A 26715-nucleotide genomic window follows, 5' to 3' on the forward strand; every position below is an offset into this window, starting at 1 on the left:
CGATGGAGAGTGATTTCACCGATTAAAACTCTTAACTACTCACCATTCACAACTCACCACTCACAAAAAAATTGACAAAACTCAAGCCCTCCCACCACCAAATTGCATTGGCGGTGGGCGTAGCCGGAGGCACACTTAACTATATACTGAACAAAAAAGGTTTCCCTCGCGGGAGGTTTATACCATGATGTTTTCCATCACGGTTTGGCCGTCTAACAGGCGGATAATACGGTGGCTGTAGCGGGCATCGTGCTCCGAGTGCGTAACCATGATGATGGTTGTGCCCTGCTCGTTTAGATCAGTCAAAAGTTCCATTACATCGTTACCGTTGCTGCTATCCAGGTTACCGGTAGGCTCATCCGCAAGAATTAATTTAGGTTTATTAACAACTGCACGCGCAATAGCTACACGCTGTTGCTGACCGCCCGATAACTGCTGTGGGTAGTGGTTGCGGCGGTGCATAATCTGCATCTTATCCAGCACTTCCTCTACGCGTTTTACGCGGTCGGCACTGCTTACGCCGGTATAGATTAACGGAAGTTCCACGTTTTCGAACACGGTAAGCTCGTCGATCAGGTTGAAACTCTGGAACACGAAACCGATGTTGTGCTTGCGCAAATCTGCACGTTTACGTTCGTTGAAGTGGGCAATTTCCACGCCGTTGAATACGTAGCTGCCTGCATCCGGGTCATCAAGCATACCCAGGATATTCAATAAAGTCGACTTGCCGCAACCCGATGGGCCCATGATGGCCACAAACTCGCCGGTATTCACTTCCATTGATAATTTGTTCAATGCGATGGTTTCTACCTCTTCCGTGCGGTAAAATTTCTCAAGATTTGTAATTTTTATCATTTGGCCTCCCTTAAACCCTCCCGCCAGCTAAAGCGGAAGGGCTATTTTGATTTTTAATTGTGATGTATATTTTTTTGTTGTTGTCTTATTCATCTGCTGTCCGTCCGTCCGCAGTCCTCTCCCACTTGTGACACCGCTAAATTAAAGGCGACACCTAGTGAGATGCACTTATGGTTTCTTTAGCACCAGTTCCTGTATCCCGTCGTAATTCTCGTAGCTTGATGTTATTACCTTATCGCCCGGTTTTAAGCCTTGCAATACCTCGTAATAATCGGGGTTTTGCCTATCTATACGTATATCAACCTTGTACGCGCTCTTTCCGTCTTCGGCCACTTTAAATATCCAGTTGCCACCGGTTTGCTGGTAAAAGCCGCCTTTAGGTACCAATATAGCGGTAGTTTCGTCGCTAAGGGCAAGGCGTATCTGTAGGGTTTGGCCTTTGCGTATGCCTTTTGGCACTTCACCTACAAATTGCATATCTACCTGGAAACGACCGCTTACAATTTGCGTAAACACTTTCTTTATCACCAGCTTATAAGTTTTTCCGGCGAAAGAGAAATCGCCCATCAGGCCATTATAAATACGGCTCAGGTAATGTTCTTCTACATCAACCCTCACTTTAAAGCCGTTCTGCGCATCTATCTGCCCAAGGTGCTCGCCTTTGTTCTTGTTCTGGCCAACTTCGGCATCCATAGAAGTAAGCTGCCCGTCTATAGGCGCACGCACAGTAAGATCGGCTACTTTCTTGCGCATTAGCTCAAGCGTATTTTTCATGTGGGCGTATTGCTCACGTGCCTGTACATCTTCCTGGCGGGTTAAAGCAGTGTCCTGCTTTAAAATTTGGGTGGTTAGTTTTTTGCGTCTCACCTGGTAGTTGTAACCATTTTCCGCAGCGCGGAATTCCTGTAGACCAATGGCTTTCTGATCGTACAGTTTCTTATCCAGCAGATAAACGCGTTCAGCTTCTTTAAAAGCATTATCTACATCGGCCATCTGGTTAAGCTTGGTAATGGTATTTTGCTGAGCACTATTGTGCGATATCTGCATCTGTGTTTGGGCTGCGTACACTTGTGTTTCCTGGTTGGCCAGGTTCAGTTCCAGGTCGGTGTTGGCCAGTTTCAGTATCGGGTCGCCTTTTTTCAGGTTGGCACCGTCTTCAACGTATTTCTCTTCTACGCGGCCACCTTCTACTGCATCCAGGTAAATGGTGGTATAAGGCATTACTACACCATTAACGGGTATAAAATCCTGGAAAGGGCCTTTCTTAACCTCACTAACGGTGATGCGTTCGGTATCAACGTTCAGTTTCCTTTTCCCCGATGCTGCGCCAACTATTAAGTATGCGCCAAATAGTACGGCTCCTGTGATACCTGCAATAGTTGCAATTTTTTTGGTACCCCACGCTTTTTTTTGTATTACTCTGTCCACTGTATAATTCTTAATATTTTGTTGATAGATACAAAAACATGTGCCACAAATTAATATACTGTATTTCAGTTAATTAACGCCATTTAGCTAAATTACACCGTACGCTATTGTTACAGCAAGTGTTCGGTATTGATACAATGCTTTTTTTGAGTGTACAGTTGCCTGTTTATAGTTCATGGTTGATTATCAACACCATAGCTATTATACTATAAATGGTATGATATTTAACGTGCAAATACTAAATTGCATGGTGCATTTTATGCGTACACTTACGTACAAATAAACTAACGAACCATCCAACTACCGAACTGACATGATATTAAAAAAAGCGACCGTTTTAATTGTTGACGACGACCCAGATGTACTAACCGCTGTTAAGTTATTGCTTAAGACCGAAACCCAGGAAATAATTACCGAAAAAAACCCCGAGAACCTTAATTGGCTGCTGCAACGCAACCAGGTTGATTTGGTACTGCTGGATATGAACTTCAACAGCGCCATAAATACGGGAAACGAAGGCATCTACTGGTTGCGCAAGATAAAGGAATGGAAGCCCAACGTATGCGTTATCATGATCACTGCTTACGGGGATATTGATTTGGCGGTGCGTTCGCTTAAAGAAGGTGCGAACGATTTTGTGGTGAAGCCATGGCATAACGAGAAACTGATAGAGACCATAAAGGACCTGCTGGATAAGAAAGAAGGTACCAGCAAAGCCGGTAAGCCATCGGGCAAAAGTAGCGCGGGTACGTCGATACTTGGTGAATCAGAAGTAATGGAGGATATCTTCCATAAAGTAAACAAGATCGCCCCTACCGATGCCAATATTTTGATACTGGGCGAGAACGGCACAGGTAAAGACTTAATGGCCAAAGCCATTCACGAGCGTTCGCTGCGTGCTGATAAGCCCTTCGTGAAGGTAGACGTAGGCGCTTTGACGGATAGCCTTTTCGAGAGCGAGCTATTCGGCCATAAAAAAGGCGCTTATACCGATGCCCGGGAAGACCGTATGGGCCGTTTTGAAGAAGCCGAGGGCGGTACCCTTTTCCTGGATGAGATTGGCAACATCAGTTTGCAGCAACAGGCCAAGCTGCTCACCATACTGCAAAACAGGCAGGTAACGCGTTTAGGCACCAACAAGGCTATCGATATCAATATCCGTCTGATCTGCGCTACCAACGTACCTCTTTCCGAATTGGCTAACGAGAACAAGTTCCGCAAGGATTTGATTTACCGTATCAACACCGTTGAGATAAACATGCCGCCCCTGCGCCGCCGTGCAGAGGATATTGTGATACTGGCACGCCATTTTGCCAAACTGTACGCCACCAAATACCTGAAACCGAGCGTAGATTTCGACAATACGGCATTAAATAAGCTAAGATCGTACAATTTCCCCGGCAATGTGCGCGAGCTGCAATACACCATAGAGCGTGCGGTAATTATGGCCGACGATCACATTTTGCGTGCCGACGACCTCATATTCTCGATACTGGAAACCCCCGGCGAAACCCTCACGGAAGATGATAGCAACATCCCGCTGAGTGCCATGGAAAAAAATGCCATCCTCCGCGTGATAGAAAAACACAACGGCAACATCACCCGCGCCGCAAAAGAACTGGGTTTAACACGCACCGCCCTTTACCGCAGACTGAGCAAGTATGACATTTAACCGTTACGAATGGCGGCTTGTGCTGCGGGTGATTTTTCTCTTCATTGCTATTACGGCTACCGCTATGGTGGTTGTAGCGGGCAGGGCTAACTATATCTATGGCGTGCTTACCATCCCCATGGTGGTGTTCTCGGTGCTCGATCTGATACGTTTCCAGCGCAAAGCGCAGGATGAGGTGAACCAATTCGTAGAATCTATCCACTACCGTGATTTTAGCCGTCATTTCGATGTTCGCCGTGCGCCAAACGAGCTAAAGCCGCTGCGCAAGGGCTTCAACGAAATCAACACCACCTTTAAGCTCATCAGCCGCGAACGCGAAACGCAATACCATTACCTGCAAAAGATACTGGAGCTAGTAGATACCGGCCTGATGAGCTACGAGCAGGAAACGGGCGAAACGGGCTGGATAAACGAGGCATTCAAAAACCTCATTGGCGTGCCGTATTTAAAAACCATCCACTCGCTGGAGAAACGCGAACCCGAATTGTACAACAACATCATCGGCCTTAAGCCCGGCGATGCGCAGGTGTTCAGCGTTACGCGCAACCAGCAGCAAGTAAAAATGCTGGTATCGGCCAGTATCATGCGCAGCGACAATAAAATGTATAAACTGGTGGCTTTCCAAAACGTGAGCGAGGCCTTGGACGAAACGGAATCGAAGGCATGGAGCAAATTGCTGAATGTAATGACGCACGAAATTATGAACTCGGTTGCGCCGATCTCCTCCCTTGCCGATACGCTGAAGAACCGTCTGAAGAGCCCCGAGATTACCGGTGGTATAGATGCATCGGATTTGGAAGATATTGAATTGGGCATAGATACCATCAAACGCCGCAGCGAAGGCCTGCTTAAGTTTACCGAAAGCTACCGTAGCCTGAACAAGATAACCCGGCTCGATTTGAATAAGATACTGGTGCGCAACATGTTCGAGAACCTCAACAGCCTGATGCGCCCTACTTTAGAGAAGAAACACATCGAACTGGATATCATCCTGCGCGACCCAGCACTGGCCATAGAGGCCGACATCAACCTGCTCGACCAGGTGATGATAAACCTGCTGGTAAACGCCATTGAAGCTGTAAAAGACCGCCCCGAACCGCGCATTACCCTTGCCGCCGAAGTACAAGGCAGCAACAAAATTATTGTAAAAGTGATGGACAACGGTGTAGGTATGCCGCCCGAATTGCTGGATAAAATTTTCATCCCCTTCTTCAGTACCCGCAAAACAGGCAGCGGCATAGGCCTTAGCCTTTGCAAGCAGATAATGCTACTGCACAAAGGGAACATACAAGTGCAATCTACAGAGGGAAAAGGTTCGTCGTTTTTATTGACGCTAAGCCCGCCGGTAACGGCCCCCTCCGCCCCCTGAAGGGGGAACTTTTTGATTAGCCAGCCCCCTCCGTCCCCTGAAGGGGGAACTTTTGATTAGCCAGACGCCTCCGCCCCCTGAAGGGGGAACATTTGATTAGCGAGTATAATAGCATGAATTCTATCGAAAATAAAACCAGCCCAACTCCTACTCCCCCTTCAGGGGGGCGGGGGGCAAACATCTTCGCCATATCGGGTAGCCTGCGGTCAGGCTCCTCTAATCATGCTATACTCAATCACATTGGCGACCTGTTGCCTGCCGATGTCAACTACTTCATTTACGACAGCCTCGCCTCCATCCCTCCTTTCGACCCGGGTTTAGATAACGAACACCCTCCTGAAGCAGTCGCCGAATTAAGGAACCACCTCGCTATGGCCGATGCCATCATCATCTGCACGCCCGAGTATGCTTTTGGTGTACCCGGTCAGCTCAAAAACGCGCTGGACTGGCTGGTGGGCAGCAGTAGTTTTGTTGATAAACCCGTTTCCCTTATTACCGCTTCACTCGGCGGCGAGGCTTGTCACGCGGCAATGCAGCTGATATTGGGGGCATTGTCCGCAAAACTCACCCCGGAGGCTACGTTGCTGGTGCAATTTATCAGGTCGAAAATTAATGGGGATGGGGTGATTACGGATAGCGGCACGAAGGAGCAAATCAGAAAGGTTGTAGAGGAGTTGGCGAAAATATATGAAAAGCTATCGTAGTAAAATAAGCCTTGATTTTGCTGTTTTAGATATAAAAATTATTCCCAAATTTGTTCTATGGCATCAGCTAATTTATTAGACACTAAAACCGTTAATTTGAACGAGGTTTTGGGTAATGGGAAAATCTATCGCGTGCCTCAGTTCCAAAGAGATTATTCATGGGGTCAAGATAACTGGGAAGATTTGTGGAATGATATATCAATAGTTAAGGAAACCGGGAACCCTCATTACATGGGATCGGTTGTTTTACAAAATGTTGGATCAAAGCAATATCTAATTATCGACGGTCAGCAACGCTTCACTACACTTAGTATCTTAACGCTGGCTTTTATCGCTCGGATTCAAAAGTTATCAGAAGACGGTATCGATATTGATGCAAATAAAGAACGCGTAGATATTTTGATGAAGCAATATATCGGACAAAAAGATCCGGCTTCTTTAAGATATTCAAGCAAAATTTTTCTCAATGAAAATAATGACGGTTTTTATCAGCAACGATTGTTAACGTTCAAGTCGCCAATCAACGTTAATAAACTTTCAGATTCCGAAAGGTTAATGTGGGATGCCTATGTGTTTTTTCAAAAGAGTATTGATAGAGATTTTAAATCCGAAACAGGTGAAAATCTAGCCAACAGCCTCAATAAAGTGATAGGTGACCTTTTAATGTTCATCCAAATAACCGTGGAAGATGAACTGAATGCGTACACAGTATTTGAAACCTTAAATTCAAGAGGTGTAGATCTTACTTCAACAGATTTACTTAAAAATTTCTTGTTTTCATTAGTTGCCAAGAGCCCTACCGACTTAAGCCAAGTTAAAGGTCAGTGGAAAAAAATAATCGATGCCATTGGTCTTAAAGATTTTCCCGTGTTCTTAAGGTATTATTTGCAGGCAACAAGGCAAATGGTGACAAAGGAATCGCTATTTAAAGTCGTAAAGCAATATGTTAAAACAAATTCTGATGTTTTTGACCTGTTGGATCATTTAGAAAAGTACGCATACACCTACGTGGCCTTAGGAGCACCTGACGATGAATTATGGATTTTTGATAAAGAAATACGAAACTGTATTAACGCCCTAAAGATCTTCAGAGTAACTCAATGGAAGCCATTGGCCATGGTTGCATTTGAAAAACTTCCAGATGCCGAGTTTAAAAGATTGATTTTTTCAATAGTTGCCATTGCATACCGTTACAACGTGATCGCCAAGTTGCAAACTAACGAAATGGAAAAAATTTACAGCAGAGCTTCCATCAATTTATTTAGAAATGAACAAGCAACATACCAGTCGGCCCTAAACGACATAAAATTATTGTACTTAAATGATGAGGACTTTAAAAATTACTTCCAGATAAAGCAATTTAGGACAAGTAACAGTGCCGACAAAAAAATATTGCGTTACACATTGTACAAGTTGGAAAGCCAGGAAGGTGGCCATTCCTATGACTTTGAAACAGATGCCGGCACTATTGAACATGTTCTTCCTGAAAGTTACCCTGAAATTTGGCATGATGAATTTACCGAAGATGAGTACCAACGTAATATTTATTTATTAGGAAATTTAACTTTATTAGAGCCTTCAAAAAATAATAAAGATGCAGCAAATGAAGATTTCAATCATAAAAAGCTGATTTATGCCACGAGCCAATATACAATAACTAAGAAAATTGATTTCGATACCTGGACATCCAACACCGTTAAACATAGGCAAGGACAGTTAGCTAAAATTGCGACTACTGTTTGGAAAATTTGAAAATATTGACATTAATTTTCAACTTCTACCAACTTTACTCATCAATCAGCTCTGTAAAATCGTACTCCCGAAAACTGACGAACAGAACTTAACTAGCCCCGCTTTCCCTCCAAGCTGCTTCTATCAGCAGCTTGGAGGGAAAGCGGGGCTACAGGCACATAGCAGCACAGTTGTTGCTTTACCAGTTAGACGTAGTGGTTTTGCACATCCGCATCCTCTGCCAATTCGTCACTCCTGCTGGTTTTGGAACGGCTGTTGTTAAACCCCTATCGTAAACTATACTGTAATTCTAAAATCATAAAACAATGCAAGAAAAAGGATCTATTTCGATACACACCGAAAACATTTTCCCTATCATCAAGAAGTTTTTATACTCTGATAACGAGATATTCCTGCGCGAGCTGGTTTCTAACGCCGTGGATGCTACGCAAAAAATAAAACGTTTAGCGTCATTAGGGCAGTACAACGGCGAACTGGGCAACCTGCGTGTGGAAGTAGCTTTTGATGCAGACAAAAAGACCATCACCATATCTGATAACGGTTTGGGGATGACGGCCGAAGAAATAAAAAAATACATCAACCAGATTGCCTTCTCTGGCGCGACCGAATTCGTTGAGAAATTCAAGGAAGCTAAAGATGCTAACGAGATCATCGGCCGTTTCGGGCTTGGTTTTTACTCGGCATTTATGGTGGCCGACCGTGTAGACATTGAAACCCTAAGCTACCAGGAAGGCGCTGAACCCGCCCGCTGGACCTGCGACGGCAGCACCGAATTCGAGATTAGCGAAGGTAGTCTTGCTGAACGTGGTACCGAAATTACCCTGCACATCAATGCCGAAAGCGAAGAATTCCTGGATAAACACAAATTGCAGGGAATATTGGATAAATACGCTAAGTTCCTGCCGGTACCTATCAAATTCGGCACAACCACACAGGAAGAAGAAGACGGCGAGGATGAAGAAGGCAAACCGAAATACAAATCGGTTGAAATGGATAACATCATCAACGATACCACCCCTATCTGGACAAAATCCCCAAGCGAGCTGAAGGATGAGGATTACCTGAAGTTTTACAAAGAGCTTTATCCATACAGCGAAGACCCACTATTCTGGATACACTTGAATGTGGATTATCCGTTCAACCTGACCGGCGTATTGTATTTCCCTAAGCTGAAGAACGATTTCGAAATCACCAAGAACAAGATCAAATTGTTCAGCCGCCAGGTATTCATTACCGATGAGGTGAAAGATATCGTTCCTGAGTTTTTAATGCTGCTGCACGGTGTTATCGATTCGCCGGATATCCCGCTGAACGTATCGCGTAGCTTCTTACAGGCTGATAGTGCGGTTAAGAAAATTAATACCTATATCACCAAAAAGGTTGCTGACAAACTTTCAGACTTATTTAAAGCAGACCGCAAAGGCTTCGAGGAAAAATGGGGCGATATTGGCCTGTTTGTGAAGTACGGTATGATTAGCGAAGATAAATTCTACGATAAGGCGAAGGACTACGTGTTGGTAACCAATACCAAGAAAGAGAACTTCACTCTTGCAGAGTACAGGGACAAAGTGGAAGCTACCCAAACCGATAAAGACGGCCAGGTAGTGTACATATACACCAACGACCCGGAGAAACAGGACGCGTTCATCCAGTCGGCCACCAAAAAAGGATACGATGTAATGGTGATGAACTCGCCTATCGATACGCACTTCATCAGTCAGTTAGAGCAGAAACTGGAGAAAACACAATTAAAACGTGTTGATGCCGATGTTGCTGATAAACTGATTAAGAAGGACGAGAACCCTGAATCGGTACTAACCGAGGAGCAATCGACCAAAGTACAGGAGATATTTGATAAGGCCATCAACAAACCCGCTTACAAGGTGAAACTGGAAAGTCTTAGCCCGGATGAGTTGCCGGTGACCGTTACCATGGACGAGTTTATGCGCCGTATGAAAGATATGGCAGCCATGGGCGGCGGTATGAGTTTCTACGGCAGCATGCCCGATAATTACAACGTTATTGTAAACGGAAACCACAAGCTGATAGCTAAAATATTGGCCGACGAGAATACCGATGTGCAAGCACAATTGGCTAAACAGGCGTTCGATTTGGCTTTGCTATCGCAAGGTTTATTAACCGGCGCAGAGCTGACCGAGTTTGTGAACAGGAGCGTAAGCCTTATTTAAGCCCCCCAACCCCCAGAAGGGGCAGTTTTTGAAAAGCACTTAGCCGTCCTCAAAAAGGACGGCTTTTTTTGTTGCCCGTAAAATTGTTTTCCGGTTTGCTTATGGAATCTACTCTCCCTGTGCATCCTGCTTATAAAAAAGGAAAACGATGAGAAGAACAATCAAACTAAAGGTGTACGGCCCGGCGGGCTTAAACCAACGGGCATCAGGGAAGTCTAAATTACCCGGTGTGGCTATGGTATTTAAACTTATTGACAACTATACCGTTATACAACAAACAAGCGTTACATTTATACCATAATTGATTAGCGATGAAAACTTTAATCAAAATATGCATCAGCCTGGCAATTATTGCATCATTTACGCAAACAGGACTGGCACAAGATAAGAAAGCCGAAAAGCTGGCGGAAGTAAAACAGCTTATACAATCGAAGAATTATCTATTCAAAGCCGAATTCATGCTGCCTATGGGCGGCGCACAGCAATACCTCACCAGCGATTACGATTTGAAGATAACGCCGGATACCTTGGTGGCCTACCTGCCCTATTTTGGCGTAGTTTATTTCAACGCGGCTTATAACAACAGTGCAGATGCCGGCATACAGTTCACGTCTACCAGATTCGATTATAAGTTGGAGGAACGAAAGAACGGCGGGTATTATGTATACATCAAACCAAAAGACACTAAAAACACCCAACAGATGATACTGGATGTATCGGCAAACGGCGGCGCAGGCCTAACGGTGCAAAGCGTAAACCGGCAAATGATTCGTTTTACGGGCTATATAAAAGAAGTGCCCAAACCCAAAATATAAAACCATGATCAGAATAGACATCCCGGCGGGGGAAGAAAAAATAACGCAGGAAACATTCGAAACCTACGGAATTCCTCATCCACCGAATGGTACGGATATCGAAATCAACGGCGATATTATATTGTTGTTCGACGACGAAGCACAGGCGATAAGTTACCTGGATAAGCTGGAGGATAACTCATCATTAGTTGCGGAAGATGCTCCGGCCAGGAAAATATTAAGCCTCATCATCAGCACCATCAGCAACGATAAATTCGTGCAGGACTACTTACGATAGAAATATTAAGCCCTTCTCTTTTCGGGAGAAGGGCTTAATATTTGCGAATTAAAGCACCCTTTAGGGATTGCTTCGTGAAGGTATCGACGTTAAGTGATGCAGTTAAGCAATCAGGTTCTTACTCAGGTAGCTAAAGCTGCTGGCCATGCTGGCAAATGGGTCTTTAGGCATATCGTGCTCTACAAAGAAATGCTGCATACCTGCTGATTTTGCTGCCGCGAATATGGGCTTGAAATCGATAGTACCGCTGCCAACCGGCAGTATCTCTTCACGCGCCGCGTCTAAATCTTTCACGTGCCATAGCGGGAAACGGCCCGGGTGCTGTGCAAACATTTCAACCGGGTTTTTGCCGCCTTTAATAGCCCAGGCCAAATCCAGCTCGAACTTCAAGTACTTAGCGTTGGTTTCGGCCAAAAACAGGTCGTAAGGCACCTTGCCCTCCACCTCATGGAACTCCGCATCGTGGTTATGGTAGCAAAACTGCAAACCGGCTTTAGTGGCCAATTCTGCGCTCTTGTTTAGTGTTTCAATAGAAAGTTTTATTTCATCAAGCGAAGTAATAGGCGTGCTTGCGCATACCAGGTACTTTACGCCGCCTTCTGCGGCTTCGTCTACCAGTTGCTGCATATTGTCGCGCAGATTCAGCATGGGTGGCAGTGTCATGGGTTTACCATCGGGCATGGTAGGCATTTTTGCACCCGGAGGAAGTTTGAAAGGAGCACCCAGCACATGGTGGCTTTTCCAGGCTAAGCCTTCGCCATTTACCATCGCTTTAAATTCTTTTGGCTTAAGACCATAGTAACCACCTTTTTTGCTGAAAGCCGATTCGATCTCCTTGTACCCTACCGCCGAAATTTTGGATAACGTGCCTTTAACGTCGGCATCCATCACGTTGAAGAACGTGAACAGCTGTATGCCTACTGCGTGCCGGCTTTTAAAGTTTAAGAGAGATGCTGCCTTGCCCGATAAGGCTATGCCGCCAAGCACAAGCGTACCTGTGCTTTTTAAGAAATTGCGCCTGTTTGAATTCATCTTAATTGGTTTTGTTTAGTTGGTAAGTAAATCTAAATCAATTAAATTGAATAAAAAAATATTATTGTGTCTTTTATACGCAATCGAAATATAGTGAGTAGAGCGTGGTGAATAGTGAGTAGTTAAAAACCATAATGGCTCCTTACTACTTAAGCCAAAATTATCGCGAAAAAGTCTTTTCCGGGTTGTTGGTCATCAATAACAAACGCTCCTTTACCCATTTCCAGGAGTAGCTCACGCTGATCATTTGGATAGGCTCGTCAAAATTAATGTCGTTATGATAAACCAATGCTTTTATCAGCATCACCGGATTTCGGGATGAGTATTTATGTTCATACGCATCTACCATTTGCGCGAGGCTAAGGGATGGTGATAAAACGCAATATCTATAAAGTCTTTCAAACGTGTTCCATTGCTGGCAATTGCATTCAGCTTCATGGCGGCAATGTCTTCAGGCCCAGCCATTCGCACATCTTCGTCGACTATCAAAGGTAGCACCAATGGGTAAGCGTGAGTTATAAAATCTACTTTTACACCCCGTATCACGCCTTTCAGCGTATTGTTTGATTGGTAATCTAATTGAAAAGAATAATTGTTTTGGAGGTACTCTAAGAGCGTATTTTCATCAAATGATGCGGTAGAAAATAAATCAAGGTCGATACTAATACGATGACCAATTTGCAATGAAAGTGCAGTTCCGCCTACTAAAAAAAAAGCGTCCAGCTTATTATCCACCATTAAAATGTTCAGGAGTTCCAGTGTGGCCTGGTTGACTGTTTCTTTTCGTAGCATTTCAACAAAGATAAAGGGATATTAAACTGATTGCTGACAAAGCACATATCTTTATCATTTAAATAAGGGAGGGTTTTTATAGTATCCTTTACTCCTTCAATACCATACAAGTTGAGCATTGCGTACCAATCGTTGGGCCAACCTCTTTCTATAACACGCTGCACTATTACGGCTCGCATGCTTTGATAATCTATTTTAGCAACATCATACTCCCACAAAAGTGCGGGATTAATAATTGCTTCGGGATGATTTATATATGCATCGAAATACATTTTGCCAATGCTTGGTTTTAATCAAAAATACGAAAAATGTGTCGTAAAGGCAATGAAGTACATCTTTCCCTGGGCGCTACCCAATAAAAAAGCCCCATATCTCACGATACAGGGCTCCTAATATTATACTTTACTAAGCTTGATTACTCGGCTGATGCTTCTTCAGCATCTACAGCTTCTTCTTTTTTAGCTTTTGGTGCTTTCTTTGCTTTTGGTGCTTCTTCGGCAACCTCTACCTCTGCAACAGGTGCAGCAGCTACAGGTGCTAAATCTTCAGCTACAGGTATAGCTTCGAAAGGGATAACAGAAACGTAAGAACGGTTATCTGCTTTCTTTTTGAATACTACGTGGCCTGCGGTTAAAGCAAATAAGGTATGGTCTTTACCAATACCAACATTTAAACCTGGGTTGTGCTTGGTACCACGCTGACGAACGATGATGTTACCAGCAATTGCAGGCTGGCCACCAAAAATTTTGATACCTAAACGCTTGCTATGTGATTCGCGGCCGTTTCTTGAACTACCGGCCCCTTTTTTGTGTGCCATTTTTTAATTTTTTTTGTGAGTCGATTTACCGGCTCGGTTAAAATTTAATTATAATGTGATACCGGTGATCTCTATCTTGGTAAACTGCTGGCGGTGGCCATTTCTTTTCTGGTAACCTTTTCTTCTTTTCTTTTTGAAAATGATTACTTTATCACCTTTTAAATGAGACACGATCTTAGCCGATACTTTAGCGCCTTTAAGGTCTGAACCTAATTTAAAGCTACCTTCGTTTTCTGCTAACAACACATTGTCAAATTCAATACTAGCGCCTTCATCTCCCTGTAAACGGTGTACAAAGATTTGCTGGTCTTTCGCAACTTTAAATTGTTGCCCGGCTATACTTACTATTGCGTACATTGTTGATTAATTATTATTTTAAATTTTGAGGTGCAAATATAGGGTTTATATTTAGAAAAAACAATAACTGACTACAATTGAGTTAACACCAATTATCCTAATTGAGCCGAATTGCACGAATTTTAATAAGTGAACACGAATTTATTCGAATTGAACGAGATTTCACTAATTCTTAGAAAAGAAACTGAACAGGTTTTACTAATGTATTACAAACAATGATCTCCACGTAGATTTGTGAAAATCCTCCTTAATTCGTAAAATTCGTGGTAACTCATTATTTTTTCTGCCGCTGTTCTGCTTCCAAGAGCGTCTTTTGTAATTTTTTTATCAAGCGTTGGTTGGCATCTACCAGTTTTTCAGGCCCGTCGTAGTTGGCATCAAAAACTACTTTCTTACTTTTTTGCTTGTAGTTAAAAATGATAATATAACGTGGTGCGCGTACTTTACTATCATTAACAGTTTCGTTTGCGGGGAAGTTCCAAAATCCCAGGTCTGCAGCATTCCTGTGCAAATCAAGCAAATCATCGTTAGTTAAGTGCAAATGCATTTTTACTAACGAGCCTTTGCGGTTCAAATACTGGTAATCGCCTGTTTTAGAATCATATTTATTCAACAAGCTATCTTTATAACCAAATTGAAATTGTATTGATTGAAAATCTGCAAACCTATAGGGAGCGTTGCTCACCATCATGCCATAATAGTAAAAGCAATACAGCATAAACGGCACGGTAACGCTCAGGACGAGAAATATTTTTTTAGACTTCAGCGAGTTCATTAGTGAGGATAAATAATTAAGCGGGCAAAGTTGCCTATTTTATTTTCAATAAACCACACACAAATCTAATCTTTTAGCTCCCCTTCCCATTTGCTCACAACGGCAGTTGCCATGGCATTACCCAAAACGTTAGTAGCCGAGCGGCCCATATCCAGTAAGGGATCTATACCAATCAACAAAGCCAAACCAGCTTCAGGTATGTTAAATAAAGAAATAGTGCCCGCTATAACCACCAACGATGCACGCGGCACGCCGGCGATACCTTTGCTGGTGAGCATCAGCACCAGCAGCATGGATAATTGCTGACTAAAAGCCAGGTGTATGCCGTACGATTGCGCCAGGAAAAGCGAGGCAAAGGTCATGTACATCATAGAACCATCGAGGTTAAAAGAATACCCCAGCGGCAGCACGAAGCTTACGATCTTGTTATTACAACCGAAACGTTCCAATTCTAATAGCACCTTAGGATATGCGGCCTCACTGGTAGAAGTACTGAAGGCGATGAGCATCGCATCCTTTATACGGGCAACGAGGTTAAAAGCACGTTTCTGCAGCACCGCAAAACCTGCTAATACGATTACCAACCAAAGGATCAGTAACGAAAAATAAAACTCACCAATGAATATGGCATAGGTAGACAGGATGCCTAAACCTTGCTTGGCAATAATAGCGGTAATGGCTCCAAACACGGCCAATGGCGCCAGCTGCATCACATAGCCGGTTATCTTTAATATCACATGGGCAATAGCATCCAATGCTTTTATGACCACTTCGCCTTTTTCGCCGATTGCGGCGGTAGCTACGCCGAAAAACAGTGAGAACACCACAATTTGCAATATCTCGTTATTGGCCATAGCCTCTATAAAACTTTTGGGGAACACATGACCGATAAAATCGCGCAGCGAAAGTGCCGTTTTTTGGATGCCGGTGCTCAAATGACTATCGGGCAAAGGCAAATACATGGCTTCGCCGGGTTTAAAAAAATTTACCAGTAGCATACCCAATGCCAGCGACACCAGCGTAGCGCTCAAAAACCAAAGCAGGGTTTTGCCCCCTATTCGGCCCACTGCTTTGATGTCGCCAACCTTGGCAACGCCAACTACCAGCGTAGTAAACACCAACGGGGCTACGATCATCTTAATCAGTCGCAGGAATATATCGCTCAAAACGGTAAAGCCAACCAGCTTGTCTTCTCTTGCGGTATCGCTTTCTTTGCGAACTTTTGCCTGCTCTGTGCGTTGTATTTTTAGCGCCTTGAAATCGGCAGTGGTAGTATCTTTGATGGCGGCTATCCGCAGATCGATAGATTTTATCTGTGCCTCGGCGGCGCTCATTTTGGTATTAATGGCGTTTATTACCGTAGCATTGTAAATATAACCGGCTATAACACCCAGTACAAGTGCTATAAAAATATACAGGGTGAGTTTGTTTTTTTGCATTTAATTAAGATGAGTGCCGCTAAACTACGAAATTTACTATGTTGCAGAAAGTTTAATATGAGCATCCCAACCTACGGATTACAACAGATAAAGAAAGAATTACAGCACCTGCCACAGGAGCAGCTTGCCGAATTGGCCCTGCGCCTCATCCGCTATAAAAAAGAGAACAAAGAACTGCTGGCTTACCTCCTCTTTGATGCGCATAACGAGCAGGATTTTGTAGAGAGCATAAAAGCCGAGGCAGGCTTTATGTTTAGCCAATTACCCGCTCAGGCATACTTTGCAGCCAAGGCGCTGCGTAAGATATTGAAGATGCTGAGCAAATACACTAAATTCATCGGTGCCAAGCCGGCCGAGATTGAGCTGTTGCTAAACTTTTGTCAAAACTATCTACAATATGTGGTCCGCCTAACGTCACATAAACCCATCCGCTTGATACTCACCCGCCAGTTGGATAAATTGAAAACAGCCATAGGCAAGCTGCACGAAGATTTGCAGTTTGATTACAGCCAGGATTACAACGCCCTTTTGGAGGATGCAGATAGCAAACTGCCGTGGTTGAATAAAAAAAGTTACCTGTTGTAACATTTACCCCTTAGTTTTGTCAAACACGTAAAATCTACTAAAACTATTAACAAGTGGCCGATAATAAAGAAGAAGCTTTCAGGAAAGTATATGAAGCCAATTCGAAGAAGATTTTCCATTTGTGCTATGGTTACACCGGCGACGATGATGCCGCTAACGACCTGCTACAGGAAACCTTTCTAAAGGTTTGGCAAAACCTGCACAAGTTTCGTAACCAGGCCCTGATATCAACCTGGATCTACCGCATTGCGGTGAATACTTGCTTAACCTACCTGCGATCGGAAAAAAGGCAGGCCAAGGACGAGCTAACCCCACAAATTGCCGAAAATAAACGGGAGGAGTTCTCTGAAAAGAACGAACAAGTTGCTTTGCTGTACAAGTGTATATCTAAGCTTGAGGAATCGGAAAGGATTATTATAACACTGGTACTTGATGAAGTACCCTACCCCGAAATAGCTGATGTTTCGGGCATATCAGAAGGGAATTTAAGAGTGAAGATATATCGTATTAAACAAAAATTAACAGAATTATACAACCATTATGAAAGACTTTGATCATTTATTGATGGTTTGGCAGGGACAGCCAAAACTGGAACCGGCTGCGGTAGACGAGGTGTTGAAGCAGGTGAAAAAGGGAATGAAGAGCCTCACTACCAATTTATTCTGGAGCATAACGGGCATGCTATTGGCCTTAGTGGGCATTGCTATGGTGATGCTTTTCTTCGTTTTCCAATCGTGGATAACTTATGCAGGGATAATCGTTATTTTATCTACCATGGTTATTTATGTGCTGATGATGATACGGGATTACCGCCTCATTAATAAACAGGATTTTACCATAAACCCAACGGCCTACCTGGAAAGCTTAAAGGAATACCAAAGAAGCCGTGCCACTATCTACGGCTGGATGTATTACCTATATGTGTTGCTGCTCAGTATCGGCCTCAGCCTTTACTTTTACGAAGTGCTGCAAAGCGCATCTCGCATGTTCAAGTGTTGTGCTTATGGCCTAACCGCAGCCTGGTTATTGTTCTGTACGTTTTACCTCAAGGCCCGTATATTTGCCAGTGAACAGGAAAAACTGAACTTAATGATTGATAGGCTGGTACGCTTGCAGAACCAGTTTGATTGAGCCCGGATATGCAGATGTGCAAATTTCAGATGTGCAGATGAAGCTCTTTTGGTATTGGATAATCGGCGTTGGAGGTTATCTTCGCGATTAATTGAGAACAGCCAATACTTATGCCTTTTATTGATATACAGCGCGTACAACCCAATGATGTCACCCGCTTACTGGAGCTAAGCCGCCGCACCTTTTTTGATGCCTTTGCGCACCTGAATAGCCCGGCAGATATGGATGCCTTTGCTGAAAGGGCATTTACTTTGCCCAGCTTCGAAACGCAATTAAGCAACCCCGATTCCCACTTTTATTATGCCATGGTAGCGGGCTTGCCCGCAGGCTATATCAAACTAAATTACAAGCTGGCCCAAACCGAAATTAAGGACGCTGATGCTTTGGAGGTGGAGCGTATTTACGTTTTAACAGCATATCAGGGCCAGCAAATAGGCAAGCAACTGATTGATTTTGCCGTTAAAACGGCTATATGCGTCAAACATAGCTACTTATGGTTGGGCGTATGGGAACATAACGCGGGAGCGATCCGTTTTTACGAAAGCAAAGGTTTTAGCATATTCGGTAAACATAAGTTTATGCTGGGTAGTGATGAGCAGACGGATTTGTTAATGAAAAAGGAACTTTGACGACGTGCAAATAAGCGTGTAACTTTTTGCAACCTAAACACCCGTCACTCAAATGTACCGCCTCAGCAGTCCTTCCAACTTTAGCGCTTTTTTTATCAGATTTTTATCAGTAATATAAACATCAACATTCGTTACGTGGCTTAGCAGATTTTCTTTAAATACTTTTTTAAATTCGCAATAAGTAATGTCGAAATGCCAATGGTGCTTCAAAGTATCGAACACCTCTGTATCGTGTTCAAAAAGATTGCGGTAATCTACAACCATAAAACGGTCGGTGGGTAAAGTTTGGATATTCTTTAAAATTTCCTCGTTATACCTCAACCAAACCTCCAGATAAAGATCGGCATGCTCGCGGTAGAACTTCAGCCGTTGTCGTGGCCTTCGTATTTTTAGCCAGATCTGTTTGTATAGCCATGCACGTTTCATATACTTCGCTTCGTATCCCTTGAAATCGCGGTGAAGCATCGAGCTAACGGTAGATTTATAGTCGCGCACGATATTGAGATAGTAAGCATTGGGCATTAACTCGCGGTAATGCGAAAGGAAAAGGCAAGTCCGGGGATCTTTCCACCCCCATTGCTCACTAATATGGTTCTTAAAATCGATGATTCGCTTCAACTTTTCCTTTTGGTAATCCGTGAGCGACTTTACCGGCTCCGTAATAAACCCTGTTTGCAAAAGGTTGTTGGCCGTTAAAGCATCTACATGAAAGCGATAAAAATCAACGTCCTCAAAATGCCCGTCGAGATTACTGTCCGATGCACCAAGCAGCGTGTGGCCAAGGTTCAGTCCGCACTTATTTAGCCACTGGCTTATTAACGACGTGCCGGACCGATGCATGCCAGCAATAATTAAAGTGTTAGTGCTCATAAACCGGCTTTTTTGCGTTTATAATGAAATCATAAAGGATGTTGCTGCACTCTTCCACACTGTTCAGATGAGTATTAATATAAAGGTCAGGGTTGTGCGGCACGTCGAATTGATCATTTATACCTGTCAGATTACTGATTTTGTCAGGATGTTCATCCGGCAGTAGTGCTTTTGTGTAAAGTCCTTTGGTATCACGACTGATAAGCACATTTATCGGGCAGTCTACATAAACAGTGTATGCTTCGGGGTAGCATTCCAAAAGTTCGTTTCTTACTTGTGCGTAAGGATTAATTGCACTGATGATGGTAACAATACCATGCTTACTGAATTTACCTGCAATAAAGCCCAGTCTGCGGATATTTTCAAATCTGTCTTGCCGGGTGAAGCTTAGTTCTTTAAATAAATTACTGCGGTATTCGTCACCATCGATAATTTCGGCGCGGGTGGCGCTGGTGTCTAGTTTACGCTTGATATTTCGCGCCAAAGTGGTTTTACCGGCCCCAGACAGGCCACAAAGGAGTATGATCATTTGATAGAAGGTTGATGTTAATTTAAAAGCAAAATCGTTTGGCAAGCTTTGGCAGCAATTGCCTTATTCCGATTACCAAAAACTAAATTCTATCAAAGTAGACGGATTGCATCTCATGAATCGGCTAATGCACAAAATGTCCCGACAAAGGCGATAGTTCAACCTTTCATAAACGGATTGAACGTCCTCGTCCCAATCTCCATCCCCGCCGCCCTACAAACCGTTTTATCGCCAAACCTGAGGTTGATGTTATCCATAGCCTGGTACAAGCGTATGCGTTCTTCGTTATCTTCGAACAGGTTTATCTGGTAGCTTCCGGTGCACAGGTCGCTCAGGCGCACGCCGATCAATCGGATGGGGCGATACTGGTTCCAGGCTTTTTTGAGCAGGTTTTTGATGCCCGGGATGAGGATATGCTCAGCTGCCGTCAAGGGAATTTTTTGCTGCAGGGTATGCGTTTCAAAGTTTGCATAACGCAGCTTTATGGCCAGACAACTGCTTACTTTGTTTTCGCGGCGTAGCTTGCCTGCAAGTTCCTCTGTCATGCTTACCAGCGTGTTCTCTAGCGTGCGTACATCTTTTACATCATTATGGTAAGTAGTTTCTGTCGAGATGGATTTGCGGCCCGTGCCCGCAACTATCTCGCTGTCATCTATACCATGGGCCTTATGATAAATAGAAGTACCCGCCTTTCCGAACACCGCCTCCAGGAACTTGATGTTCACCTTTTGCAAGTCGCCTATTTTTTCGACACCATACTGGTAAAGCTTTTGGCAGGTATGTTCGCCCAGGCCGGGTATCTTGCGGATGTTGAGCGGCGCCAAAAAGGCTTGCTCCTCGCCTGCCTTAACCCATAACTGTCCATTGGGTTTGGCCTGGTTGGTGGCCATTTTGGCAACCGCGCGGCCAGACGCCATACCGAAAGAAATTGGCAAGCCTGTCTCGCGGATCACACGCTGCCGTAGCTCGGTAGCTATTTGATAAGGGTTATGGAAGCGCTCCATGCCGCTAAGGTCAATATAGAATTCGTCGACTGATGTCTTTTGATATATCGGCACCGATTGATGGATGATATTGGTAACCTGCCTGGAGGCTTCTGAATAACGCCCGTAAGTACCATGGATAACGATTGCATCCGGGCAAAGCTTAAGCGCCTGCCGCGTGGGCATGGCCGAATGTACGCCAAATGCACGCGCCTCGTAACTACAGGAAGCTACCACGCCCCTATCCGCCGAGCCGCCAATGATAACCGGCTTGCCGATGAGCGCCGGGTTGAACTTACGCTCTACGGAAACGAAGAACGAATCCAAATCGATGTGTACGATATGCCGTTGTGCAACCATATACAAATATGGAATTTTTAGTTTAAAATACTAAAATAATTAGCAAATTTGCATTATAATAATGTACGCATGACCGGCTATTCCGACTATCTCTTCCTCTTTACGCCGCCTGAGCATATCAGGCAGGAGATAGCGCGCTATAAAAAAGCATCGGTAAAGCACATTGGCGATTTTGGCAGTATGAACTCCCCAGCCCATATTACCCTTAACCAATTAGAGCGGCAGAAGCCCTATATGATAGATACCGCATTAGAGCGCATACAAGGCGCCCTGCAAGCTATGCCGCCCGTGCTGCTGCATATGGATGGCTTTAAATACTTCGAACACCTGCATAGCAAAAACACCATCTATGCATACATCCGCAGCACGCCCGCAATGGAGAGCTGGTTCGGCTTGCTGCGTAAAACCCTTAACATCAAAAAGGCAGTGGTACCCCACATACCGGTAGTACGCAACATACCCGAGACTGATTTCAAAAAACTGTGGCCTCACTTCCATCACAAAAAGCTGTTGGAGCCTTTCTGGATACACGAACTAAAGACACTGCAACGCGAAACCTTCGGTACCGCCACCGGCAAATGGGAGGCGTATAAAACCATCCCTTTTAAAAACACAGTAGGCATGGCCGGCAAACGCACCTGGAAAGAGCATCAGCAGGCTAAAGCAGAAATAGCGGCAAGGAAGCAGGTAAAATTATTTTGAAACCGATAAACCATTGCCATGGATCAAAAAGAGTTCCTGCCTTTGTTGGTTTGAAATCTATTTATGAAACTAATATATCAGCAACCAGCGCCTTAAAAGTGTAAACCCAATTATTTTTTTAAATATTGATTATCAAATTTTTAAAACGATATTTTTCTGATTTCTGTAAACCTTTGTAAACCTTTTTTGCACGGTTGAAAATCGGTAAAACTACCAGAACTTATTATTTTAAGCGACCTCAGCACCCCTCCAAGCAATCGCTTCAAATCGTATATTTGCGCCACCCTAAAACCCCCTGGTCATCATATGCCCTGATCTTTCTATTTAATATATGCGAAAACTACTACTCTTGTGTGCTGCACTTACATTTTCCGTCGCCTGCTTTGCCCAGGCACCCATCCATTGCGTTATCAAAACATCGCTTGGCGATATAGCCATTGAACTCTACCCGGATAAAGCACCTATAACCGTAGCCAACTTTATGCGGTATGTAGATAAGCATTCGTACAACGGAAGCAGCTTTTTCAGGGTATGTACCCCCGCTAACGAAACCGACCGCAAAGTGAAGATACAGGTTATACAAGGAGGCAACGTGCCGGATACGCTCGCGTTGGACAGTATCAAAATTGAAACCACTCAACAAACGGGCTTGCTGCATCAAAACGGTACGCTTTCTATGGCGCGTAGCGGCCCGAATTCTGCCACTAGCGAGTTTTTTATCTGCATTGGTAATCAACCCGCATTAGATTATGGCGGTGCCCGCAACCCGGACGGACAGGGTTTCGCCGCCTTTGGCAAAGTAACCGCGGGTATGGCGGTGGTAAAAATGATCCAGGCTCAAAAAGACAATGCGCAATACCTGATAAAGCCTATAAAAATCCTTGCCATAAATCGGGCCGAATAAAACGGCTCCATACCAAATAGAAAGAGGCCGTCCCCTTGCGGGCCGGCCTCTTCAAAACTAAATTAAACCTAAAAAGCTCCTATTTGGATCAAAAGGCCGTAGCTCTTGATCTTCGTGCTGTTTTATTTGTTTGCATTTCCGCTCAGCAAGCCGTCAAGCGTAACCGAAGCATAATATATGCCGCCAATGGTTGGGCCGCCTGCGTACTGAATGTAACGTTTGTTGAAAATGTCAGTCGCGCCTATTTTGAAGGTAGCGTAATACGCCGGTACACGCAGGGTTACCTGAGCATCGAACGTGTGGATAGATGGCACCGTACCGGTTACCAGCGGGCTCTCCCACAGGAACGATTGCTGCCATTTGTAAACGATATTAAAACCGAAGTTATTGATTACCTCACGGTTGCCGAACGATAAATTGCCCGACCATTTTGGCGTATTGAAACCGGTAACGAATATATCCGAGCTGCTCTGCGCCTTCAGCTTATTAAAGCTGGCGTTGCCCGATACGGTGTAACGTTTGTAAAAGTTATAAGTGAGCCCCAACGACGAACCGTAGTTGTTGTAGATATTTTTGGCGTTAGTGTAAACTCTATAACGGGCCTGGCCCTGGCTGGCAGCGTTGGTGCTGGTAGCGGTAGTAGGATCGCGGTTGATATCCAGCATAGCCAATACGGCAGCATCGCTACCTACCTTTACGCCATTTGGCACAAACACCTGCACCTGGCCCAGGAAACCATCATAACGGTTAGTGTAAGCATCCACATCCAGGAACACTTTGTTATCTGCAAATATCCCCTTATAACCCACCTCGAATGAAGTGATTTGTTCAGGGCGTGCCTTAGGCAGGTTAGCCACTTGCAACAAGTTGCGGTTGGCTAAGGCGGTAGCATCATCGCCAGTGGTAGATGCTGCTTTTACGGCGTTATTAAAGGCCACTACCGATTGTTGGGTGTAGCTGTTCTCCAGGTAACCTAAGCCATCATTGATGAATGGCAAGCTGCCCACGCGTTTAACACGACCATTGTTTACGTAAGATAATGCTTCGAATAACGACGGGAAACGATACCCGTTCTGGAAAGTGAACCTGAAGTTATGGTTTTGGTTTGGCGAGTAAACCGCGGCCAAACGTGGGGTAAACTTAGGGTCGAAGTATGGATTGTAGTCCCAGCGTACCGAACCGAACAGCTTCAGCTTTTCTTCGAAGAAGGTTTTGGTAACCTGTGTGAATGCACCGTATTTTTTATACGTTACGTTATCGCCAAAGCTGCCATCGGCAAGTGGCTTATTACGATCGGCAATTGGGCGGGTAAAGTCAACAAAGTTATTACCATCAGGAATTATCTGGTACACGCGCACGTCACCACCAACCAAAAGGTCTACAAATTTTACTTTACTGGTCAAATCCCATTGTGCTTCGCCGTTAAACATGTGGCTTTTCTGAATGAGGGCCGCGCCGCCTGTTGCAGGGGCATCAGGTATCAGGCTCGATTTAAAATCCCAGTTGTTGATGCCTATGATTGTTTTACGCAGGGCATCAAACTCGGGCGTACCCGGCTCTACCCTACCCTTGTCTGCTGCTGCGCGGGCAAATTGCTCGGCTGCTGCGAGGTTGGTAGATTTCAGCCCACCGTTTGCGGTGGCGTATGCTGTAAGCGCGTTTTTGAAAGAGGTTCCCCAGGCCGAATTGCTGGCGTGGTTGAGGTCGAGGTTATCCGCAAGCGGTTTTACGTTGAACGAGTTACCTGTGTTTTCTATCGATTCGTACCCACGTACAAGGAAATCCTTGCCTTTCAGCTCCAGCTTATGGTTCTGTACGGTAGCGCCGTTAAGGGATATTTTATTACCGCGTTGAAAAACGCCGTCCATCCTGCCGTAGCGGTAGGTGTACGATAAAGTTGTGTTGGGGGTAAGCTTATAAGCAAGCGTACCATCCAGTTTCAGGTTAGTTACATCGGGCTTCACCAGGTCTACCTCGTTATAACCAGTACGGGCAACGGTTAAGGCCGGGCGGGCTACGCCATCTACGGTAATGCCCTTTATAGATACGGTATTACTACCTGCAAGGGCATCATCGCCGTATTTGTTCCATCCATCATAGGCTGCGTTGCTGGCACCGGTTAGTTCGGGGTAAGCAGGATTTGCGGTTTTAAGGTTGGTAGGGTTTTGATCTTGCTGGGTATTCGATTGCCAGTCCTTACCTTTCAGGTAACTTGCATTCAGTTTAAATGCAAATTTGTTATTGAACGCTTTTGCGAACCTAATGGCATCCTCGGTTATAGCACTCGAGCCAAGGTTATCGCCCACGTGGTTTACGCCGCTACGGTGATAATAGCTAAGGCCTTGATATTTGAATGGGTCTTTAGTGAACAAGTTAGATAAACCGTTGATGGCGTTAGTACCATATAGCGCGGCTGCCGCACCGGGGGTTATTTCTATGCTGGCAATATCCAGTTCGGTTGGGCCAATGGCATTGCCCAGCGGCACGCCCAAAGTGGCCGATTGCATATCCACGCCATCTGCCAGTTGCATAAACCTAAAGTTGTTCGGGCTGTTGAAACCTCGTGTGTTCGGCACCTTAAGGGTGATACTGGTTGTAGTAACCTGCACACCTTTTACGTTTTCCAGCGCATCGTAAAAGCTTGGGCCGGGCGATTGTTTAAGTGCATTGATGCTGAGCTTATCAATAGCCACCGGCGAGCGCAGCAGTTTTTCTTCCCTGCGCGATGCCGTTACCACCACCTCGTTTATCAGCAGCGATTGCGTTGTTAGCTGTATGTTAACAGCGCTACTGGCGTTTTTGATATAGAATTCCTGCGGTTGATAGCCTACTGCTGTAAACACCAGGGTAAATGGCAATTTGGCGCTTGTGGTCAGCGAGAATTTACCTGTGGTATCGGTAACCGCGGCATTAGTAGTTCCTTTTATAGTAACGGTTGTGCCTGCCAACGGCAAGCCGTGATCGTCGTTTACTTTACCGCTTAAGATATAGCTACCGTTGAGTTGTGCCGATGCCACCGCCGGGACAAGAAGCAGGACAAGCACAATAAGTTTTATAAAATTTGTAGAAATTTTCATGTAGTCAGGTTTAAGAAGTTTAAAAATGAATTTCAATAACTTGTTGATTAATCTGCATTAACAACAACAGCATGCAGCAAGGCACTGCATTTTAAAGGTTTTAACTAATTCTGGCGTATTCAAATAATACATTGTCTATAGAATATGTCGACAAACATATAAATTATATTTTGCCTGCAAAATATTTTACATAAAAAGTTTGTTTTGGGGATAAAACAAACTTAAAATCCAATCAATTCTGGTCTTGATATGCTCCTACACGGGTTTATTTATGAATGAGCGGCACACGTTATCGGTTATAGCTGAATCATGGCACGTCATTTTCCTGTATAACCAGGTCGCAGATTCCCCTCGCCCAACGCTTTCCCTTCACCAAATGCAAATAATCCAAATCGTTACATACGACTTTAACCATAACATATAAATTACAGTTACGGAATAAGCTGTCGTAAAAGTTTTGTGCACTGTTTACAATTATTACTGAGACCTGCCGAAAATACACGAGGCGTATCGATAACTAAGGTGACACTGGAATTTTCCGTTGCAAAGGGCTGCGTACAAATCCGTCCAAACAATCGGAATAAGATGCGCAACGTTATAAGTTAAATCTACCGCTGATTGCCGATGGAATTTCAACCTTGAATGAAGCTGCTTCCGAAATTTCTACGACAT

The 26715-nt window shown here is 44.4% G+C and carries 28 protein-coding genes; 14 read left to right on the top strand and 14 right to left on the bottom strand.

Annotated elements, in window-relative coordinates; all coding sequences use genetic code 11:
• Window positions 1-177: 177 nt before the first annotated feature.
• Together E2R66_RS04785 and E2R66_RS04790 are read right to left on the bottom strand one after the other, a co-directional pair.
• Complete coding sequence (locus E2R66_RS04785; RefSeq protein WP_133227202.1) at window positions 178-855, bottom strand: ABC transporter ATP-binding protein; 678 nt, start codon at window positions 853-855, stop codon at window positions 178-180.
• Between the two features lie 168 nt (window positions 856-1023).
• Window positions 1024-2283 (bottom strand): efflux RND transporter periplasmic adaptor subunit, encoded by a 1260-nt coding sequence (locus tag E2R66_RS04790; RefSeq protein ID WP_133227204.1) that lies wholly within the window; start codon window positions 2281-2283, stop codon window positions 1024-1026.
• A 313-nt stretch (window positions 2284-2596) separates the two neighbouring features.
• Here E2R66_RS04790 and E2R66_RS04795 point away from each other — a divergent pair, with 313 nt between their 5' ends.
• From E2R66_RS04795 to E2R66_RS04825, 8 genes are all read left to right on the top strand, one after another.
• Window positions 2597-3955 carry a sigma-54-dependent transcriptional regulator gene (locus E2R66_RS04795; protein ID WP_133227206.1) on the top strand — a complete coding sequence of 453 codons (1359 nt, stop codon included), beginning with the start codon at window positions 2597-2599 and terminating at the stop codon, window positions 3953-3955.
• On the top strand, window positions 3945-5324 hold the full coding sequence (locus E2R66_RS04800) for a sensor histidine kinase (RefSeq protein WP_133227208.1): 1380 nt from the start codon (window positions 3945-3947) through the stop codon (window positions 5322-5324). The genes E2R66_RS04795 and E2R66_RS04800 overlap by 11 nt, the downstream gene beginning before the upstream one ends.
• Window positions 5325-5437: 113 nt before the next feature.
• A complete protein-coding gene (locus E2R66_RS04805) occupies window positions 5438-6028 on the top strand; it encodes an NADPH-dependent FMN reductase (RefSeq protein ID WP_133227210.1) in 591 nt (196 codons plus the stop codon).
• 57 nt (window positions 6029-6085) lie between these two features.
• Window positions 6086-7780 (top strand): DUF262 domain-containing protein, encoded by a 1695-nt coding sequence (locus E2R66_RS04810; protein ID WP_133227212.1) that lies wholly within the window; start codon window positions 6086-6088, stop codon window positions 7778-7780.
• A 305-nt stretch (window positions 7781-8085) separates the two neighbouring features.
• On the top strand, window positions 8086-9969 hold the full coding sequence (gene htpG / locus E2R66_RS04815) for a molecular chaperone HtpG (protein WP_133227214.1): 1884 nt from the start codon (window positions 8086-8088) through the stop codon (window positions 9967-9969).
• Between the two features lie 148 nt (window positions 9970-10117).
• Entirely contained in the window at window positions 10118-10270 is a 153-nt protein-coding gene (locus tag E2R66_RS28275; protein ID WP_158288335.1) for a hypothetical protein, read from the top strand.
• A gap of 10 nt (window positions 10271-10280) precedes the next feature.
• Window positions 10281-10784 (top strand): DUF4251 domain-containing protein, encoded by a 504-nt coding sequence (locus E2R66_RS04820; RefSeq protein ID WP_133227216.1) that lies wholly within the window; start codon window positions 10281-10283, stop codon window positions 10782-10784.
• A 4-nt stretch (window positions 10785-10788) separates the two neighbouring features.
• A complete protein-coding gene (locus E2R66_RS04825) occupies window positions 10789-11061 on the top strand; it encodes a hypothetical protein (protein WP_133227218.1) in 273 nt (90 codons plus the stop codon).
• A 102-nt stretch (window positions 11062-11163) separates the two neighbouring features.
• Here the strand turns inward: E2R66_RS04825 and E2R66_RS04830 are convergent, their stop codons facing one another.
• The 8 genes from E2R66_RS04830 to E2R66_RS04860 form a co-directional block, all read right to left on the bottom strand.
• The gene (locus tag E2R66_RS04830; protein ID WP_133227220.1) at window positions 11164-12093 is read right to left on the bottom strand and encodes a sugar phosphate isomerase/epimerase family protein; all 930 of its coding nucleotides are present in this window, start codon (window positions 12091-12093) and stop codon (window positions 11164-11166) included.
• 160 nt (window positions 12094-12253) lie between these two features.
• Window positions 12254-12442, bottom strand: coding sequence for a hypothetical protein (locus E2R66_RS28765; protein WP_204985863.1), 189 nt, complete (start codon window positions 12440-12442; stop codon window positions 12254-12256).
• Window positions 12436-12885 carry a nucleotidyl transferase AbiEii/AbiGii toxin family protein gene (locus E2R66_RS04835; RefSeq protein WP_204985864.1) on the bottom strand — a complete coding sequence of 150 codons (450 nt, stop codon included), beginning with the start codon at window positions 12883-12885 and terminating at the stop codon, window positions 12436-12438. Before E2R66_RS04835 ends, E2R66_RS28765 begins: the two co-directional genes overlap by 7 nt.
• Window positions 12840-13157, bottom strand: a complete 318-nt coding sequence (locus tag E2R66_RS29235) for a DUF6922 domain-containing protein (protein ID WP_133227222.1) — start codon at window positions 13155-13157, stop codon at window positions 12840-12842. Before E2R66_RS29235 ends, E2R66_RS04835 begins: the two co-directional genes overlap by 46 nt.
• A gap of 143 nt (window positions 13158-13300) precedes the next feature.
• Window positions 13301-13702 carry a 50S ribosomal protein L27 gene (gene rpmA, locus E2R66_RS04845; RefSeq protein WP_133227224.1) on the bottom strand — a complete coding sequence of 134 codons (402 nt, stop codon included), beginning with the start codon at window positions 13700-13702 and terminating at the stop codon, window positions 13301-13303.
• 48 nt (window positions 13703-13750) lie between these two features.
• A complete protein-coding gene (rplU, locus tag E2R66_RS04850) occupies window positions 13751-14059 on the bottom strand; it encodes a 50S ribosomal protein L21 (protein ID WP_133227226.1) in 309 nt (102 codons plus the stop codon).
• A gap of 274 nt (window positions 14060-14333) precedes the next feature.
• The gene (locus E2R66_RS04855; protein WP_133227228.1) at window positions 14334-14834 is read right to left on the bottom strand and encodes a hypothetical protein; all 501 of its coding nucleotides are present in this window, start codon (window positions 14832-14834) and stop codon (window positions 14334-14336) included.
• A gap of 65 nt (window positions 14835-14899) precedes the next feature.
• Entirely contained in the window at window positions 14900-16273 is a 1374-nt protein-coding gene (locus tag E2R66_RS04860) for a dicarboxylate/amino acid:cation symporter (protein ID WP_133227230.1), read from the bottom strand.
• Window positions 16274-16330: 57 nt separating this feature from the next.
• Between E2R66_RS04860 and E2R66_RS04865 the strand changes: the two genes are divergently transcribed.
• From E2R66_RS04865 to E2R66_RS04880, 4 genes are all read left to right on the top strand, one after another.
• Window positions 16331-16858, top strand: a complete 528-nt coding sequence (locus E2R66_RS04865) for a hypothetical protein (RefSeq protein WP_133227232.1) — start codon at window positions 16331-16333, stop codon at window positions 16856-16858.
• Window positions 16859-16911: 53 nt separating this feature from the next.
• The gene (locus E2R66_RS04870; RefSeq protein ID WP_133227234.1) at window positions 16912-17412 is read left to right on the top strand and encodes an RNA polymerase sigma factor; all 501 of its coding nucleotides are present in this window, start codon (window positions 16912-16914) and stop codon (window positions 17410-17412) included.
• Window positions 17399-17989 carry a hypothetical protein gene (locus E2R66_RS04875; protein WP_133227236.1) on the top strand — a complete coding sequence of 197 codons (591 nt, stop codon included), beginning with the start codon at window positions 17399-17401 and terminating at the stop codon, window positions 17987-17989. Before E2R66_RS04870 ends, E2R66_RS04875 begins: the two co-directional genes overlap by 14 nt.
• Before the next feature lie 110 nt (window positions 17990-18099).
• Window positions 18100-18618, top strand: coding sequence for a GNAT family N-acetyltransferase (locus E2R66_RS04880; protein ID WP_133227238.1), 519 nt, complete (start codon window positions 18100-18102; stop codon window positions 18616-18618).
• Between the two features lie 48 nt (window positions 18619-18666).
• Here the strand turns inward: E2R66_RS04880 and E2R66_RS04885 are convergent, their stop codons facing one another.
• From E2R66_RS04885 to dinB, 3 genes are all read right to left on the bottom strand, one after another.
• A complete protein-coding gene (locus E2R66_RS04885) occupies window positions 18667-19488 on the bottom strand; it encodes a sulfotransferase (RefSeq protein WP_133227240.1) in 822 nt (273 codons plus the stop codon).
• Window positions 19478-20017: an adenylyl-sulfate kinase gene (gene cysC / locus E2R66_RS04890; RefSeq protein WP_133227242.1), complete on the bottom strand. Its 540-nt coding sequence runs from the start codon at window positions 20015-20017 to the stop codon at window positions 19478-19480. Before cysC ends, E2R66_RS04885 begins: the two co-directional genes overlap by 11 nt.
• Window positions 20018-20175: 158 nt before the next feature.
• The gene (dinB, locus tag E2R66_RS04895) at window positions 20176-21360 is read right to left on the bottom strand and encodes a DNA polymerase IV (RefSeq protein ID WP_133227244.1); all 1185 of its coding nucleotides are present in this window, start codon (window positions 21358-21360) and stop codon (window positions 20176-20178) included.
• A 69-nt stretch (window positions 21361-21429) separates the two neighbouring features.
• Here dinB and E2R66_RS04900 point away from each other — a divergent pair, with 69 nt between their 5' ends.
• A complete protein-coding gene (locus E2R66_RS04900; protein WP_133227246.1) occupies window positions 21430-22062 on the top strand; it encodes a 2'-5' RNA ligase family protein in 633 nt (210 codons plus the stop codon).
• A 331-nt stretch (window positions 22063-22393) separates the two neighbouring features.
• Window positions 22394-22966, top strand: coding sequence for a peptidylprolyl isomerase (locus tag E2R66_RS04905; protein WP_133227248.1), 573 nt, complete (start codon window positions 22394-22396; stop codon window positions 22964-22966).
• 122 nt (window positions 22967-23088) lie between these two features.
• Here the strand turns inward: E2R66_RS04905 and E2R66_RS04910 are convergent, their stop codons facing one another.
• Window positions 23089-26043, bottom strand: a complete 2955-nt coding sequence (locus E2R66_RS04910) for a TonB-dependent receptor (RefSeq protein ID WP_133227250.1) — start codon at window positions 26041-26043, stop codon at window positions 23089-23091.
• Window positions 26044-26715 lie beyond the last annotated feature (672 nt).

The sequence above is a fragment of the Mucilaginibacter psychrotolerans genome, from assembly GCF_004519315.1.
Taxonomy (GTDB): Bacteria; Bacteroidota; Bacteroidia; order Sphingobacteriales; family Sphingobacteriaceae; genus Mucilaginibacter; species Mucilaginibacter psychrotolerans.